This is a genomic window from Pseudomonas sp. H3(2019) (assembly GCF_007713465.1).
Taxonomy (GTDB): domain Bacteria; phylum Pseudomonadota; class Gammaproteobacteria; order Pseudomonadales; family Pseudomonadaceae; genus Aquipseudomonas.
On record NZ_VMSG01000005.1, the window covers coordinates 87,568 to 103,228 of the forward strand.

At 60.3% G+C, this 15,661-nt stretch carries 12 protein-coding genes; 7 read left to right on the forward strand and 5 right to left on the reverse strand.

The genetic code is table 11. From position 1 onward, the window contains the following. The first annotated feature begins 9 nt into the window (after positions 1–9). Positions 10–852 (forward strand): xanthine dehydrogenase accessory protein XdhC, encoded by an 843-nt coding sequence (gene xdhC, locus FPT12_RS07280; protein WP_145015313.1) that lies wholly within the window; start codon positions 10–12, stop codon positions 850–852. A gap of 24 nt (positions 853–876) precedes the next feature. Further along, positions 877–2,181: a guanine deaminase gene (gene guaD, locus FPT12_RS07285; protein ID WP_145015315.1), complete on the forward strand. Its 1,305-nt coding sequence runs from the start codon at positions 877–879 to the stop codon at positions 2,179–2,181. 153 nt (positions 2,182–2,334) lie between these two features. Here guaD and FPT12_RS07290 read toward each other — a convergent pair whose 3' ends face one another. Next, the gene (locus tag FPT12_RS07290; protein ID WP_145015317.1) at positions 2,335–3,099 is read right to left on the reverse strand and encodes a GntR family transcriptional regulator; all 765 of its coding nucleotides are present in this window, start codon (positions 3,097–3,099) and stop codon (positions 2,335–2,337) included. A 242-nt stretch (positions 3,100–3,341) separates the two neighbouring features. Between FPT12_RS07290 and FPT12_RS07295 the strand changes: the two genes are divergently transcribed. Beyond that, positions 3,342–4,532, forward strand: coding sequence for a benzoate/H(+) symporter BenE family transporter (locus FPT12_RS07295; RefSeq protein ID WP_145015319.1), 1,191 nt, complete (start codon positions 3,342–3,344; stop codon positions 4,530–4,532). A 44-nt stretch (positions 4,533–4,576) separates the two neighbouring features. Here the strand turns inward: FPT12_RS07295 and FPT12_RS07300 are convergent, their stop codons facing one another. Next, positions 4,577–4,921: a YggL family protein gene (locus FPT12_RS07300; protein WP_145015321.1), complete on the reverse strand. Its 345-nt coding sequence runs from the start codon at positions 4,919–4,921 to the stop codon at positions 4,577–4,579. A gap of 232 nt (positions 4,922–5,153) precedes the next feature. On the opposite strand from FPT12_RS07300, the gene dacB reads away from it, so the two are divergent. Beyond that, positions 5,154–6,614, forward strand: coding sequence for a D-alanyl-D-alanine carboxypeptidase/D-alanyl-D-alanine-endopeptidase (gene dacB / locus FPT12_RS07305; protein WP_145015323.1), 1,461 nt, complete (start codon positions 5,154–5,156; stop codon positions 6,612–6,614). Positions 6,615–6,682: 68 nt separating this feature from the next. Here the strand turns inward: dacB and FPT12_RS07310 are convergent, their stop codons facing one another. Then, entirely contained in the window at positions 6,683–9,082 is a 2,400-nt protein-coding gene (locus FPT12_RS07310) for a GGDEF domain-containing protein (protein ID WP_145015326.1), read from the reverse strand. A gap of 137 nt (positions 9,083–9,219) precedes the next feature. Next, complete coding sequence (gene rlmKL, locus FPT12_RS07315; protein ID WP_145015328.1) at positions 9,220–11,490, reverse strand: bifunctional 23S rRNA (guanine(2069)-N(7))-methyltransferase RlmK/23S rRNA (guanine(2445)-N(2))-methyltransferase RlmL; 2,271 nt, start codon at positions 11,488–11,490, stop codon at positions 9,220–9,222. Positions 11,491–12,035: 545 nt separating this feature from the next. Here rlmKL and rmf point away from each other — a divergent pair. Continuing rightward, positions 12,036–12,251: a ribosome modulation factor gene (gene rmf, locus FPT12_RS07320; RefSeq protein ID WP_003223300.1), complete on the forward strand. Its 216-nt coding sequence runs from the start codon at positions 12,036–12,038 to the stop codon at positions 12,249–12,251. A gap of 152 nt (positions 12,252–12,403) precedes the next feature. Here rmf and FPT12_RS07325 read toward each other — a convergent pair whose 3' ends face one another. Next, entirely contained in the window at positions 12,404–13,423 is a 1,020-nt protein-coding gene (locus FPT12_RS07325; protein ID WP_145015330.1) for a quinone-dependent dihydroorotate dehydrogenase, read from the reverse strand. A gap of 249 nt (positions 13,424–13,672) precedes the next feature. Here FPT12_RS07325 and FPT12_RS07330 point away from each other — a divergent pair, with 249 nt between their 5' ends. Both FPT12_RS07330 and FPT12_RS07335 read left to right on the forward strand, forming a co-directional pair. Beyond that, positions 13,673–14,884, forward strand: a complete 1,212-nt coding sequence (locus tag FPT12_RS07330) for a CmpA/NrtA family ABC transporter substrate-binding protein (protein ID WP_145015332.1) — start codon at positions 13,673–13,675, stop codon at positions 14,882–14,884. 15 nt (positions 14,885–14,899) lie between these two features. Further along, positions 14,900–15,475 carry an ANTAR domain-containing response regulator gene (locus FPT12_RS07335; protein WP_145015334.1) on the forward strand — a complete coding sequence of 192 codons (576 nt, stop codon included), beginning with the start codon at positions 14,900–14,902 and terminating at the stop codon, positions 15,473–15,475. Positions 15,476–15,661: the final 186 nt, after the last annotated feature.

Genomic DNA, 15,661 nt, shown 5'->3' on the forward strand with positions numbered 1-15,661 from the left:
AGGTGGGACATGTACAACTGGATCGACGCCCTCGCCGACCTGCAAAACCAGGGTGAACCCTGCGTATTGGTGACCATCATCGAAGAGCTCGGCTCGACGCCGCGCAATGCCGGTTCGAAGATGGTCGTCAGCGCCACGCAGGCGTTCGACACCATCGGTGGCGGGCACCTGGAATACAAGGCGATGCAGGTCGCCCGGGAAATGCTTGCCAGCGGCAAACAGGACACTCACCTGGAGCGCTTCAGCCTCGGCGCCAGCCTCGGTCAATGCTGCGGCGGTGTCACGGTGTTGCTGTTCGAGCCCATGGGCCAGGTACAAGCACAGATCGCCGTATTCGGCGCCGGCCACGTCGGTCGGGCGCTGGTGCCGTTGCTGGCCAGCCTGCCCTGCCGCGTGCGCTGGATCGATTCGCGGGAAGCCGAGTTCCCCGAACAGATCCCCCACGGCGTGCTTAAAATCGTCGCCGAAGAACCGGTGGACGAAATCGACGACCTGCCGGCTGGCAGTTACTGCATCGTCATGACCCACAATCACCAACTCGACCTGGAGCTCACCGCAGCGATTCTCAAGCGCAATGACTTTGCCTACTTCGGCCTGATCGGTTCGAAGACCAAACGGGTGAAATTCGAACATCGCCTGCGCGAGCGCGGCTTCGACAACGCCGTGCTGCAACGCATGCGCTGCCCGATGGGCCTGGGCGAGGTCAAAGGCAAATTGCCTGTGGAAATCGCCATCTCCATCGCCGGCGAAATCATCGCCACCTATAACGCGAATTTCGGCCAGCACAGCGCGAAAGCCGAACCTATTGCCAAACTGCTGCCCGCCTCACGCCGCAGCCACGCCTCGAACTAAAAAAGCCACGAACCGAGAACGACAATGCCTTTGACTCGCAAAGCCTACCGCGCCGCCATTCTGCACAGCATCGCCGACCCCGCCGTGGTGGGTATCGAAGCCTCCTACGAGTATTTCGAAGACGGCTTGCTGGTGACCGAAAACGGCCAGATCAGCGCCGTCGGCCCTGCCTGCGAACTGCTCGCCAGCCTGCCCGCCGACATTCAAGTCAGCCATTATCAGGATGCGCTGATCACGCCGGGCTTCATCGATACGCACATTCACCTGCCGCAAACCGGCATGGTCGGCGCGTACGGCGAACAACTGCTGGACTGGCTCAACACCTACACCTTCCCGTGCGAAAGCCAGTTCGCCGACAAGGCCCACGCCGAAGAAGTCGCCGGTATCTTCATCAAGGAACTGCTGCGCAACGGCACCACCACCGCACTGGTGTTCGGCAGCGTGCACCCGCAATCGGTGGACTCGTTCTTCGAAGCCGCACGGACGCTCGACCTGCGGATGATCGCCGGCAAGGTGATGATGGACCGCAATGCGCCGGACTACCTGACCGACACCGCCGAATCCAGCTACGTCGACAGCAAGGCGCTGATCGAGCGCTGGCACGGCAAGGGTCGTCTGCACTACGCGGTGACGCCCCGTTTTGCACCGACCAGCACCCCGGAACAACTGACCCTGGCCGGCCAGTTGCTCAGCGAATACCACGACCTGTACATGCAGACCCACATCAGTGAAAACCTGCAGGAAATCGAATGGGTCAAGGAACTGTTCCCGGAGCGCAAGGGCTACCTGGACGTCTACGACCACTACAAATTGCTCGGCGAACGCTCGGTATTCGCGCACGGCGTGCACCTGTGCGATGACGAATGCGCACGCCTGGCCGAAACCGGTTCGGCCATTGCTTTCTGCCCGACCTCGAACTTCTTTCTTGGCAGTGGATTGTTCAACCTGCCAATGGCCGAAAAGCACAACCTGAACGTCGGCCTGGGCACTGACATCGGTGGCGGCACCAGTTTCTCGCTGCTGCAAACCCTGAACGAAGCCTACAAAGTCATGCAGCTGCAAGGCGCACGCCTGAGCCCGTTCAAATCGCTGTACCTGGCAACCCTCGGCGGTGCCCGCGCACTGCGCCTGGAAGACAAGATCGGCACCCTGCAACCGGGCACCGACGCCGACTTCCTGGTGCTGGACTACAACGCCACGCCGCTGCTCGGCTATCGTCTGAAACAGGCCAAGACCATTGCCGAGACGTTGTTTGTGCTGATGACATTGGGGGATGACCGGACTGTTCTGCAGACTTACGCGGCGGGGAACCTGGTTCACCAGCGCTAGGTTTTCCTGAGCATAAAAAAATCCCCCGTCGTTTTACAGCCCGGGGGATTTTTATTGCCTGTCAGATCGCTATCGCGAGCAGGCTCGCTCCCACAGGGGAATGCATTTCAATTGTGGGAGCGAGCCTGCTCGCGATGGGCGCGCCGCGGTCTATCAGAGTTTCGCGGTTGGCCGCCCTGGCTTTTTGGTCTGCAACAGGTGCGAAAACACCGCGTGCAAATCGTCCGAGGCGCTTTCTTCGTCGAGGTTGAGCTTGCTGTCGATGTGATCCATGTGATGCATCATCAGGTTCACCGCCAGCTCGGCGTCGCGGGCCTCGATGGCATCGATCAGTTGAGTGTGTTCATCGTAGGAACAGTGCGAGCGGTTACCGCTTTCATACTGGGCGATGATCAACGAAGTCTGCGACACCAGGCTGCGCTGGAAGCTGATCAGCGGGGCATTCTTCGCCGCCTCGGCCAGCTTCAGGTGGAACTCGCCAGACAGACGGATACCGGCACCACGGTCGCCACGGGAGAAGCTGTCGCGCTCGTCGTTGACCATCTGCCGCAACTCGGCAATCTGTTCGGCCGTCGCGTGTACGACTGCAAGCTCGGTGATCGCCTTCTCGACCAGACGCCGCGCCATGAATACCTGACGGGCTTCTTCGACACTCGGGCTGGCAACCACGGCGCCACGGTTAGGACGCAAAAGCACCACGCCTTCGTGGGCCAGACGCGACAGCGCACGGCGAATGATGGTGCGACTGACCCCGAAAATTTCTCCCAGCGCCTCTTCGCTCAACTTTGTACCGGGCGCCAGGCGCTGTTCGAGGATGGCCTCGAAGATATGCGCATAGACGATATCGTCCTGGGTTCCGCTGCGGCCGGCTTTACCTGCTCGCGGTTGTTTCTTGAGGGGCTGCAACTGTTCGTTCATGGGCACTCGAGTCGGGAGAACTGCGGCGAATTGACTGTGACTGTAATACGGCACAGAGGGTCGCTGGCAAGTATTGCGTAAAAAACACAGCACATTGTACACAACCGCTGGTGGCAACACGACTGTACGGCCATATACGCCCCCGGCTGTATCGCAACGAGCTGCCACGTTTAAGCTTAGGCTTGAATACCCCCGACACTCCGGGGTGCATCATCTTTATCAAGATCAAGGAACACCGCGCCATGACCGACGCCACTCACGCGCAACTTCGCCCATTGGCCGACACTTCACCTTCGGCCATCGTCGCCGGGTTCATTGCCATGATGACCGGCTACACCAGTTCGCTGGTGCTAATGTTCCAGGCCGGCCAGGCGGCGGGCCTGAACAGCGGGCAGATTTCGTCGTGGATCTGGGCGATTTCAATTGGCATGGCGGTGTGCTCGATCGGTTTGTCCTTGCGTTATCGCACACCGATCACCATTGCCTGGTCGACGCCCGGTGCGGCGCTGCTGATCACCAGCCTGTCGGGCGTGACCTACGGCGAGGCGATTGGCGCCTACATCACTTGCGCCGTGCTCGTCACCCTTTGCGGTATGACGGGCAGCTTCGAACGCCTGGTCAAACGCATTCCTGCGTCACTGGCGGCGGCGTTGCTGGCGGGGATTCTGTTCAAGATCGGCAGCGAAATTTTCGTCGCCGCCCAGCACCGCACGGGCCTGGTGCTGGGGATGTTTTTCACCTATCTGGTGGTCAAGCGCCTGTCGCCGCGTTATGCAGTGCTGGCGGCGCTGCTGATCGGCACGTCACTGTCCGGCGTCATGGGCCTGCTGGATTTCAGCGGTTTTCATCTTGAAGTGGCCACCCCGGTCTGGACCACCCCGCACTTTTCCCTCGCGGCGACCATCAGCATCGGCATTCCATTGTTCGTGGTGGCCATGACCTCGCAGAACATGCCCGGCATCGCCGTATTGCGCGCCGATGGCTACAACGTGCCGGCCTCGCCGCTGATCACCACCACCGGCATCGCCTCGCTGTTGCTGGCGCCATTTGGCTCCCACGGGATCAACCTGGCAGCGATCAGCGCCGCCATCTGCACCGGGCCGCATGCCCATGAAGACCGCAACAAGCGTTACACCGCAGCCGTCTGGTGCGGGATTTTCTACGGGATTGCCGGGGTCTTCGGCGCAACCCTCGCGGCGCTGTTCGCCGCCTTGCCGAAGGAGCTGGTGCTGTCGATTGCCGCGCTGGCACTGTTCGGCTCGATCATCAACGGCCTGAGCATCGCCATGAGCGAAGTGAAAGAACGTGAAGCGGCGTTGATCACCTTTATGGTCACTGCGTCGGGGCTGACGCTGTTCTCCATTGGCTCGGCGTTCTGGGGGATTGTGGCGGGTGTGGTGACGCTGATGATTTTGAATTGGCGACAAGCCTGAGACATAAAAAAACGGCGACCCTTGGGTCGCCGTTTTTTTGAACATCAAGCTACCGGATTGATCGGCTTTTCCGGGTACCAAACGTCCAGCAACGGGCTGACTTCAACGCTGGTCAGCTCGGTGCGGCCTTTCAGCCAGCCTTCAACGGCGGCGCGCTGTTCAGCGCTGACCGAGCCACGTTTTTGCAGGCAAACCAGACCGTAGTCGTCGCCGCCAACGTAGCCAAGGCCGTTAGCTTCCATGGCTTCTTTCAGAAACGCGTCGAGGAAAGCGTCAACAGCCTCATCAGCCAGATCTTCTTTGAAATCCAGGTTCAGTTCGAAACCCAGCTCTTGAAATTCATCGACGCAGAGTTTTTTGCGCAGACGCTGGGAACGGTTAGTCGCCATTGGAACAATCCTCAAAAGTAATAACGGGCGGCACTTTAGCAGTTTAAGCCGTTGTTTGCCCGACTCTCTGGGAGCTTGTGCCTACCACTGGTAAAAAAATAGCGGATTCGGCCCTCTGTATACGGCACAAGGCGCTATTCCTTGGGCATAATGCCGACACTTTCGTGACCACTGAGGGAATTTATCTCCATGCCCTCATTTTTTTCCCCTCGGCTGTAGGGCTTTATTTCAGATGATCAAATCTTTGCGTCCATTGCTTCTCGCCAGCCTGCTTGTGCCGCTGGCCTTTCCTGTTTCCGCTGCCCCGATCAACACCACCCTGCCACCCAGCGTTGAAAAAGCGCTCAAAGCCAGCAAGTTGCAGGACAGCGCCCTGTCGCTGGTGATGATTCCACTCAACGGCCCGGGCACACCGACAGTCTTCAACGCTGACGTTTCGGTCAATCCGGCCTCGACCATGAAACTGGTCACCACCTACGCCGCGCTGGAAATGCTTGGCCCGAACCACCAGTGGAAGACCGAGTTCTACACCGACGGCACCCTCAGTGGCGGCATCCTGAACGGCAACCTGTACCTCAAGGGTGGCGGCGACCCGAAGTTGAACATGGAAAAACTCTGGCTGCTGATGCGTGACCTGCGGGCCAATGGCGTGCAGCAAGTCACCGGCGACCTGGTGCTGGATCGCAGCTTCTTCGTCCAGCCACAACTGCCTGAATTCAATGACGACGGTAAAGACGAGAACAAGCCATTCCTGGTCAAACCCGACGCGTTGATGGTCAACCTCAAGGCCTTGCGCTTCGTAGCTCGCAACGACTCGGGCAAGGTCCTGGTGTCGGTCGAGCCACCGATCGCCAGCATTCGCATCGACAACCAGGTCAAAGCGCTCAGCGGCAAACAGTGTTCCGGGGGCGTGCGCTACAACCCGGTAACCCAGGCCGACGGCAGCGTGTCCGTGACGGTTGCAGGCCAGTTGGCCGACGGTTGCAGCTCGCAGACTTACCTTTCGCTGCTCGACCATGCGACCTACACCGCTGGCGCCGTACGGGCGATCTGGCAGGAACTGGGTGGCAGCATCCAGGGCAAGGATCGTCTGGCCGCCGTACCGAAGGATGCCAAGGTACTGGCCCGGGCGTTCTCGCCGGACCTGGCGGAAATCATCCGCGACATCAACAAATACAGTAACAACACCATGGCTCAGCAGCTGTTCCTCAGCCTGGGCGCGAAATACCGCACCGACGCTGATGCTGACGATGCAAAAGCCGCACAACGCGTGGTTCGTCAGTGGCTGGCGAAAAAAGGCATCACCGCGCCGCACCTGGTAATGGAGAACGGCTCGGGCCTGTCGCGTGCCGAACGGGTCAGCGCCCGTGAAATGGCGAGCATGCTGCAAGCGGCCTGGAGAAGCCCGTACTCGGCCGAGTTCGTCAGTTCGCTGCCGATCAGCGGCATGGACGGCACCATGCGCAAACGCCTCAAGACCACCGCGATGCGGGGTGAAGCGCACGTCAAGACCGGCACCCTGAACACTGTGCGCGCTATTGCCGGTTTCAGCCGTGACAACAACGGCAACACCTGGGCAGTGGTCGCGATCCTCAACGATCCGGCGCCATTTGGTGCGCATACGGTGCTCGATCAGGTGCTGCTGGACCTGTACCGCCAGCCGAAACTGGCGACAGCCGAGTCGGCGCTTTAAGCCCCACTTAAACATAGCGCAACTGTGGCGAGGGAGCTTGCTCCCTCGCCACACAAGCCTGAACCGGCCTACGCCAGTTCCACCTCAACCCGATCCCGCCCAGCCTGCTTCGCCGCATAAACCCCCGAGTCAGCGCGCAACAGCAAGGCATCAGCCCCCTCCCCGGAACGCCAACTGGCGATACCAAAGCTGGCAGTCACCGTGCCCAGGCCCTCGATAGGCGTATTGCGCAAGCTCTGCCATAGCTCGACGGCCAATGTATGGGCATGCTGCCCGTCGGTGTCCGGACACAGCACCATGAATTCCTCGCCTCCCAGGCGACAGAACACATCGGTGCGCCGCAATCGTTGGCGAATGCGCTGACAGACCGCCTGCAACACCCGATCGCCTGCCGCGTGGCCGTACGCATCATTGATACGTTTGAAGTGATCGATATCCAGCATGATCACCGCCAATTCCCCGATACCGCGCTCAACGCGGGCCATTTCCATGATCAACCGCTCCTGGAAATAGCGTCGATTGTGAATGCCGGTCAGCGAGTCGGTAACCGACAAGGCGCGCAGCTCTTCCTCGACCCGCTTGAGGTCGGAAATATCCGAAATGTAGCCATGCCACAACACCCCGCCGCCGGGCAGCTCTTCCGGTGTTGCCTCACCGCGCACCCAACGCAGACCACGGACGGGCAACTGCACGCGGTACTCTTCGCGCCATGGGCTGAGCTTTAGCGAAGAGACCCGGATCGAGGCACGCACCCGGGCGACATCCTGCGGATGAATCCGCTCGAAAATGGCCTCGGCGTTCTGTTGCAGCACGTCCGGATCGATCTCGTAAATGTCGCGAATGCCATCACTGGCGTAGATCACACTGAAGCGCCCGTCTACCGCCATCTTGAACTGATAAATGCCGCCCGGCACATGAGCACTGAGTTTCTTGAGCAGCAAATCGCGCGCCGCCAACGCTTCATGCACCCGCTTGCGCTCGGTAATGTCGATGCAGATCGCCAGATTCCCGACCCAAAGCCCCTGCTCATCAAGCACCGCGGTGGCGAGCATGTTCACCGTCAGATGGCTGCCGTCCTGACGCACCAAGGTCCATTCACGCGCTTCCTGCCCACCCGCTTCGCCACCTTCCACCAGCATCGCCTGGCAGCTCGGTACCGGTTTGCAGTAACGCTGACTGAGCTCCACAGCCCGCGCCTCCAGCTCAGCAGGCAGATGCAGGCTTTCCAGGGTCGCCTGTCCCAACACATCGTCACTGCGATAACCAAGCATGTGCTCGGCACCGGCATTGAAGGTGGTGATCACACCGCGCAGGTTGGTGGCGATCACCGCCACTTGGGTCGCCGCGTCCAGCACCCCGCGTAACTGCCCATGAGCGCCGCTTAGCTCCTGTTCTCGCAGACGCAACTCACGGGTGCGCTGCTCGACCAGCGCCAACGCTCGTTGCCGCTGACTGACCAGAATGTAGAGCAAGGCACTGAGCAGCACGCTCAACAGCGTCCCCATCACGATCAGGCTGGCAACCGCCGAATGAGTGGCGTGTTCAAACACGGTACTGGTGCGAATATCGAGATCGTAGACATGATCGCCCAGTCGCAACATCGAGCTGTAATGCAACGGCTGGTTCGCCACCGGGTTGGTCGATTCGTAGAGCGCTTGCGCCTGACCGTCCTGCGCCCGACCGCGAATCTGCACCACAAGGTTGTCCTGACCGGGCAACGGAAAACCATCGGCCACCAACTGACGCATGCTGATCACTGCCAGCACGTAACCAAGGGGTGCGGCGTTTTGAGCGGACGCTGTGGCATCGCGCAAAACAGGCTCGACCAGCAGCACGCCACGGGCATATTCAGAATCGACGCCAATCAGCAGCGTGGGCTCGGACACCGCCATCGCGTTGAGGGTGCGGGCCCTTTCCAGGGTTACCCGACGTGTTGGTTCCGAGAGCAAATCAAAACCCAGCGGCGCGGCTTTTGAACCTAGCGTCTGGTTGTACAACACCGGCGCGTATTCATCGCGCTCGGCGGCAGGTTGCAACGTGGCGGAAGGTGTCAGATCGCGGATGGAATACCCTGCTTTACCTTGCTCGCGCCCCCGTTGCTCGAACACGGAACGTTCACTGCGGGCCACCAGCGGCGCCCAGGCGTAGGCCTGAGTTCTGCGCAACAGGGCTTTGGTAAAGCCGTCGAACTCCTCACGGGAGACCCACTCGGAGTTGACGAAGAATCGCCGCAGGCTGTCAAGGCGCAGCTCCTGATCGTCGAAACGCTCGGTAATCCGGCTCTTGCGTTCGTTGACCAGCATTTGGAAACGCTGCGCCACCTGCTGATGGTGCGCATTGAAGCTGGCCCAGGCGAGCAGCCCCGTCAGTACGCCGCCGACCAGCAACACCAGCAGCGCAATGAGCCAGGCCGAAACATCTTCACTGATCAAGCCCAGGATCTTGGGTCGTACGGCGTGCAACGGCATAAGCAAAACTCAAACGCCGGCGTGCTCAGGCGTCACCTTGGCTTTGAGTGAAGTTATAGCTATTAGCCATTAGATTAGCCAGCGCAAAAAGACCACAGAACCTCGAAAAGTCAAGGCTCTGTGGATCCAATCAGGCCTCAGCGCGCCATGATTTTCCAGGCGCGATGGATCTTGCCGTTACGGGCAAAGTCCGGGTCGATGGTTTGTGCGGTGATCTCCTCGACGGCATAGCGCGCCATGAGGTTTTCTTCGAGCTGGAACTTGCGGAAGTTGTTGGAGAAATACAACACGCCACCCGGCGCCAGACGGGCCATGGCCAGGTCCAGCAACTGCACGTGGTCACGCTGCACGTCGAAGATCCCTTCCATGCGCTTGGAGTTGGAGAAGGTCGGCGGATCGATAAAGATCATGTCGAACTCGTCACGGTTGGCTTCCAGCCAGGCCATCACGTCGCCCTGCTCCAAACGGTTCTTATCGGAGAAACCGTTCAGCGACAGGTTGCGACGCGCCCAATCCAGGTAGGTTTTCGACAGGTCGACGCTGGTGGTGCTGCGTGCGCCGCCCTTGGCTGCATGAACGCTGGCTGTCGCGGTGTAGCAATACAGGTTGAGGAAGCGCTTGCCGGCCGCCTCTTTCTGAATCCGCAGACGCATTGGGCGGTGATCCAGGAACAGGCCGGTGTCGAGGTAGTCGGTCAGATTGACCAGCAACTTCACGCCGCCTTCGTTCACCTCGGTGAACTTGCCCTGCGCGCTCTGGCGCTCGTACTGCTTGGTGCCGCTCTGACGCTCGCGGCGCTTGACGACCACGCGGCTCTTGTCGATGTTCAAGGCCTGCGGAATGGCGGCCAGCGCATCGAACATCCGCGCCGAGGCTTTTTCCGGATCGATCGACTTCGGTGCCGCATATTCCTGAACGTGGACCCAGTCGTGATACAGGTCGATGGCCATGGAGTATTCCGGCATGTCGGCATCGTAAACGCGGTAGCAGTCGATACCTTCACGCTTGACCCACTTGCCCAGCGCCTTGAGGTTTTTTTGCAGGCGATTGGCAAACATCTGCCCGCCTTCGCTCAGACGTGGCTGCTCGACAACGGGAGCCGGCGCCGGTGCAGGTTTGATCGGGTTGCCGTTCTTGTTGTACTGACGCTCTTGCGGCTCGGCCGGCGACTGATCGTAGGCCGCCTGCTCACGTTCGGCCTGACGCTGTTCCGGGGTACGACGCTCCCCTGTGACAAACTGGTCCGGCAGTACTTTGATCAGCAGCAATTTGCACGGCAAGGCGCCGTTCCAGAACGAATACTGCTTGTGGCTGCGAATCCCCATGCGCTTGCCCAGATCCGGTGCGCCGGTGAACACCGCCGCTTCCCAGTTCAGGCAGGCCTGACGCAGACGCTCGCCGAGGTTCTGGTAGAGGTAGAGCAAGCTCGCCTCATCGCCCAGACGCTCGCCGTACGGAGGGTTGCAGATCACCAGGCCTTTCTGGTTCTGGTCCGGACGCGGCTCGAAGGTTGCGACTTCACCCTGGTAGATCTTGATCCACTCACTCAGGCCTGCGCGCTCGACGTTATTGCGGCCCGGCTGAATCAGCCGTGGGTCGGCTTCGTAACCGCGAATCCACAGCGGTGGCTTGGCCAGACCGGCAGCGGCGCGGGCGACGGCTTCTTCGTGAAGTTTTTTCCACAGCGCCGGCACGTGACCGAGCCAGGCAGTGAAGCCCCATTGCTCGCGACGCAGGTTCGGCGCCATGTCGGCAGCGATCATCGCGGCTTCGACGAGGAACGTACCGACACCGCACATCGGGTCAGCCAGAGCGCCACCTTCAGCCGCAATGCGCGGCCAGCCGGAGCGGATCAGAATCGCTGCCGCGAGGTTTTCCTTCAGCGGCGCCGCCCCTTGCTGCAGGCGGTAACCGCGCTGGTGCAGGCTGTGGCCGGAGAGATCGAGGGACAGAATTGCTTCGCCACGGTCCAGGCGCAGGTGAATGCGCAGGTCCGGATTGAGCTTGTCGATGGAAGGACGCTCGCCCGACGGGGTGCGCAGCTTGTCGACAATGGCGTCCTTCACTTTCAGGGCGCCGAAGTGGGTGTTGTCGATGCCCGAGCCGTGACCGCTGAATTCGACGGCCAGGGTGCCGTCATTGAGCATGTGGTCTTGCCACTCGATATCCAGCACGCCGTGGTACAGGTCTTCGGCATCCTTCATCGGGAAACGCTTGAGTACCAGCAGCACCCGGTTAGCCAGACGCGACCACAGGCACAAGCGATAAGCCGTTTCCATGTCGGCCATGCCGCGCACAGCCGACGTGTGCTCGCGCGCTTCCTCAAGGCCAAGCCCGACGGCTTCCTCGATCAGCAGGCCTTCGAGGCCCTTGGGGCAAGTGAGGAAGAGTTCGTAACGATCCGACATGGGAGTTCCAGGGCCTTTAGCAATAAGTGAACGGACAACGCATTGACCGCTCGGTTTTCAATCAAGCGCTTTTCTTGAAGAGCGCTCGCGTGGCACGAAAGTGTGCCGCCCCACCCCGGCCACACAGCCAACCAACCGGTTGAATGAGCTTAGATGCCCGGGCAGATAAAAAATTCTGTGCAACAAAATGTCATAACTCGACCCTTCGTCGAATAGTACCCGAGTGCAGCGGGTGGACATTTTTACTAAAGCATCAGCCTCATCATCCAGTGAAAGGCCGATCATAGCGAGCTTTGGTCAATGAACACCGGAATTACATCGTGTTACTTATGGCCTTCGCATCATTATTGTTACGTCCTTATGACAAAACGATCATTCCCTCGATGTGACGCATTGGTTAGAACTCAACACAGGTTGACGTCGCAACGGCGTCAACACCTTGGCTCGTGACGCCGGCAGCGAGCCACCAACGGCAGAAATTTTTCTGCCTGACCTCGATCGAGGTCGACGCGACAAATACAGTCAACAAGTGAGGGAAACACCCTATGAGAAGACTTAAGCGTGATCCGTTGGAAAGAGCATTTTTGCGCGGATATCAATATGGCGTTGGTGGAAAATCCCGTGAGCTTTGCCCCTTTACTCTACCGTCGGTACGCCAAGCCTGGATCAACGGCTGGCGAGAAGGACGCGGCGACAACTGGGACGGTATGACCGGCACTGCGGGAATCCATAGACTCAACGAACTTCACGCCGTCGGCTAATACAGGGCACACACTCCGACACGAAAATCTGAATATGTAACGACTTAACCATGCACGTCCTCTCCGGACGGCGGGCTTCGGCCCAGGGGCTCCTTCGAGGAGCCCTTTTTTATGCCTTCAAAACCCCAACCTTGAGCTCGCTCCCACAGGGTTTAGCGCAAGGCCGCTATGGCATCCACCGATTCGCGAATCAGCGCCGGGCCTTTGTAGATGAAGCCCGAATACAGCTGCACCAGACTGGCGCCCGCGGCGATTTTCTCAGCCGCGTGCTTGCCTTCGGTAATACCGCCCACCGCGATGATCGGCAAACGCCCGGCCAACTCGGCCGCCAGCACCTTGACCGTGTGAGTGCTTTTGTCGCGCACCGGAGCGCCGGACAATCCGCCCGCCTCGTCACCGTATTCCATGCCTTCGACGCCTACGCGGCTCAGGGTGGTGTTGGTCGCAATCACCGCGTCCATCCCGGTGTCGATCAGCGCTTGCGCCACCTGAACAGTTTCTTCGTCGGTCATGTCCGGTGCGATCTTGATCGCTAGCGGTATACGCTTGCCGTGGCGTTGAGCCAGGTCTTCCTGACGCTGACGCAAGGCTTCGAGCAGTTGCTTGAGCGAATCACCAAACTGCAGGCTGCGCAGGCCCGGAGTGTTCGGCGAGCTGACGTTGACCGTCACGTAACTGGCGTGGGCGTAGACCTTGTCCAGGCAGATCAGGTAGTCGTCGACCGCACGCTCAACCGGCGTGTCGAAGTTCTTGCCGATGTTGATCCCCAACACGCCCTTGTATTTGGCCGCTGCCACGCGTGCCAGCAGATGATCGACGCCGAGGTTGTTGAACCCCATGCGGTTGATGATCGCTTCGGCTTGCGGCAGGCGGAAGATCCGTGGTTTTGGATTGCCTGGCTGTGGACGCGGGGTGATGGTGCCAATTTCGACGAAGCCGAAACCCAATTGAGCAAACCCGTCGATGGCCGCCCCGTTCTTGTCCAGACCGGCCGCCAGTCCCACCGGGTTTGGAAAGTCCAGGCCCATGACATTCACTGGCAACTGCGCTGGCGCCTTGCACAGCAAGCCATTGAGACCCAAACGCCCACCTGCGCCGATCAGGTCCAGGGACAAATCGTGGGAGGTTTCCGGGGAGAGTTTGAACAGCAGTTGGCGGGCCAGGGTATACATGGGCGAATTTGACTCGGTTGGCGGCGAAATAAGGCGGCGATTATAGCCGTGCATCGGGGTCGCAAGCGAGGCGCACGATGAAATCAGCTGTCAGTGGCATATGCCTTGCACCAACTTGCTTATCAGCACCCATGCCAATGGCGGGATGCGTGCTAGGTTGCGATTTGAAAGGACAATGGCGTCGTCACCTGGCCTGGTTTGCACATGGGGCCTGGGTACGGCGCTTTTTTCATGCAAGGTGCTTATGTGATGACTGAACCTGAAGCAGGACCGCTGGCCTGGGTCAACGGCAGCGATGCCCCGGAAAAAACCACAATCAACCTTGGCTTCATGGCCCTGAGTGACTGCGCATCCGTGGTGGTTGCGGCGACTCAGGGCTTCGCCCAACCCTATGGGTTGACCCTGAACCTCAAGCGCCAATCGTCGTGGGCCAACCTGCGGGACAAACTGGTCAGCGGCGAACTGGATGCCGCCCACAGCCTCTATGGTTTGATCTATGCGGTGCATCTGGGCATCGGCGGCGTCGCCGCGACGGACATGGCCGTGCTGATGGGGCTGAACCAGAACGGCCAGAGCATCAACCTTTCTCACGGCCTGCAAGGACTGGGCGTGACCGGTCCTGAAGCGCTGGAACGTCACGTGCACCAAAGTCGCCCAAAACTCACCTTCGCCCAGACCTTCCCCACTGGCACCCACGCCATGTGGTTGTATTACTGGCTGGCGAGCCAGGGCATCCATCCGTTGCAGGATGTCGACAGCGTCGTGGTGCCACCGCCACAAATGGTCGCGCACTTGCAGGCTGGACGGATCGACGGTTTCTGCGTCGGCGAACCCTGGAGCGCCAGTGCGGTGAAGCAGAACCTCGGCTTCACCCTGGCGACAAGCCAGACCATCTGGCCCGACCACCCGGAAAAAGTCCTCGGCTGCACCCGTACCTTCGTCGAGCAATACCCGAACACCGCACGGGCGCTGGTCATGGCGATCCTGGAGGCCAGTCGCTTCATTGAACAAAGCCCGGAAAACCGCCGCAGCACCGCGCAACTGTTGAGCGCTGCCGAATACCTCGACGCCCCTCTCGACTGCATCGAACCGCGCTTGCTGGGCGATTATGCCGACGGCCTGGGCAATCGCTGGCAGGACCCTCACGCGTTGCGCTTTCACGGCGGTGGCGACGTCAACCTGCCGTACCTTTCCGATGGCATGTGGTTCATGACCCAATTCCGCCGCTGGGGCTTGCTGCGCGAAGATCCGGACTATCTGCAAGTGGCGCGTCAGGTCCAGCAACTCGGTGTCTATCGCGACGCCGCCAGCGCGCTGGGCATCGCGGCCCGGGATCAGGAAATGCGCAGCAGCCAGTTGATCGACGGTAAAATATGGAATGGCTCGGACCCGGCGGCGTATGCCCGCAGTTTCAGGCTGCACGCCATGGCCGACACCCCCACCCTTCTCGCCCGCCGCTGACAGGAGCCTGCAAATATGTTGCGTATCCTGCTGATCAACGACACCGCGAAAAAGGTCGGGCGGCTCAAGGCCGCGCTGACCGAAGCCGGGTTTGAGGTGATCGATGAATCAGGCCTGACCATCGACCTGCCTGCGCGCGTCGAAACGGTGCGTCCGGACGTGATCCTGATCGATACCGAGTCACCGAGCCGTGATGTGCTGGAGCAAGTGGTGCTGGTCAGCCGCGACCAGCCTCGGCCAATCGTGATGTTTACCGACGAGCACGACCCGGACGTGATGCGCCAGGCGATCAAGTCCGGCGTCAGCGCCTACATCGTCGAAGGCATTCATGCTGCACGCCTGCAACCAATCCTCGACGTGGCCATGGCGCGCTTTGAAAGCGATCAGGCCTTGCGTGCCCAACTCCAGGCCCGCGACCAGCAACTGGCCGAGCGCAAGCGCATCGAACTGGCCAAGGGCTTGCTGATGAAAATGAAAGACTGCAATGAAGAACAGGCCTACACCCTGATGCGCCGCCAGGCCATGAGCCGCCAACAGAAGCTGATCCAGGTGGCCGAGCAGATCATTGCCATGAGCGAGTTGCTGGGCTGAAGCCGTTGCGGCGCCTGCGAAGACGCCATCGCGAGCAAGCTCGCTCCCACAGTTGATTTGTGTACGACGCAATTCCCCTGTGGGAGCGAGCTTGCTCGCGATTGGCCACGATGCGGTTTCACCTGTTGGCACAGATCTCGCTACGTAAACCGCACAGGTAACCAACGGCGGTTGCCCCACCTACGA